Raw genomic sequence first — 1,615 nt, 5'->3', positions numbered from 1 at the left:
ATTTTGTTCGAGGATATTACAACCGCCTACGAGCAGGCATTGAACGGACAAACGGCTCGCCTTCCGCACAAAACGGATTCGTTCCGCACCTGGGCGGATGGGCAGTCTCAATATGCGAACAGTCCGGCCATGGCAGCAGAACTCGCATTCTGGCAGGAAATGGAACAGGGCGTATATCAGCCGCTTCCAAAAGACGAATCCCATTCTCATTCCTTGAATAGGGACAGCGAGAACATGACAGTTACGTGGACAGCTCAGGAAACGGAGCAGTTGTTAAAACAGGCGCATCGTGCCTACAACACGGAGATGAATGATTTGCTGCTTACCGCCTTAGGACTGACTATTCATCGCTGGGCGGGCTTGGAACGAGTGCTCGTGAGCCTGGAAGGCCATGGACGGGAGTCCATTTTGCCAGAACTGGATATTACGCGGACGGTGGGCTGGTTTACGACCCAATTCCCGGTGGTGCTGGATATGAGCGTGGGGCAAGACCTTTCACAGCGCATCAAACAGGTGAAAGAAGGACTCCGCCGCATTCCGCAAAAGGGCATTGGCTACGGGATGTTGAGATACCTGTCCGCAGCCCGTGAGCAAGAGCGTTTTGTGACCGAACCTGAAATCAGCTTTAACTATCTGGGACAATTTGATCAAGATATGCAAAGTCAGTCCATTGGCGTATCTCCTTACGCTAGCGGTGCAGAGCTTAGCGCCCATGCAGCCAGATCGCACACGCTGGATATGAACGGACTGATTTCGGAAGGCGAACTGCAATTGACAATCAGCTACAGCAAGCAGGAATATCGTCATGAAACGATGGAGCAGTTAGCTGAAGAGTTCAAAATCAGTTTGCAGGAAATCATTGCGCATTGTGTAGGCCGCAAACAGCAAGAACTGACGCCAAGCGATGTCATGCTTAAACATGTAACCATGGCCGAGCTGGATCAGTTGGTAGAGCGGACTCGTGACATCGGGGAACTGGAAAATGTATATGCGTTGACGCCGATGCAAAAAGGCATGCTGTTCCATAGTCTGATGGATGCAGCGTCAGGAGCTTATTTTGAACAAACGACCTTTGATTTGCACGGACGCTTCCAAGCGGATATTTTCCAGGATAGCTTGAATCATTTGGCGCAGCGGCATGAGATCTTTAGAGCTAATTTCATCAGCGGTTGGCAGGATGAGCCTGTGCAGGTGATTTTCCGCCGCAAGGAGGTTGGTTTCAGATGTGAAGATTTGCGTCATCTGAATGAGCAGGAGCGTGACGCGTATGTGCAGGAATTTATTCGCCAGGACAAGGCAGCCGGATTCGATTTGTCCCGGGATGCGTTGATGCGCGTGGCGATTTTACGAACAGGTGATGAGGATTATTATTTTGTGTGGAGCTCTCATCACATCTTGATGGATGGCTGGTGTGTGGCGTTAGTCACGGATGAGGTGTTTGAGGCTTATTTTGCAGCCGTGGAGCATAGACAGCCGAAGCTTGCCCCCGTGACTCCATACAGTCAGTATATTGAGTGGCTTGAAGCACAGGATGAAGCAGCAGCAGCTTCCTACTGGAAGGATTATTTGCTCGGCTATGATCAGCAAACTTCGATTCCGACCGGAAAAGTAGGCG

Annotated in this window: 1 protein-coding gene; it reads left to right on the top strand. The window is 50.7% G+C overall.

The genetic code is table 11. From position 1 onward, the window contains the following. On the top strand, positions 1-1,615 hold a 1,615-nt coding region (locus G9G53_RS25575; RefSeq protein WP_238796311.1), incomplete at both ends, for a condensation domain-containing protein.

Source organism: Paenibacillus sp. EKM206P (assembly GCF_011066155.1).
Taxonomy (GTDB): domain Bacteria; phylum Bacillota; class Bacilli; order Paenibacillales; family Paenibacillaceae; genus Paenibacillus; species Paenibacillus polymyxa_D.
Note: the sequence above shows the minus strand (reverse complement) of the source record. Positions and strands in the feature narration are given on the sequence as shown.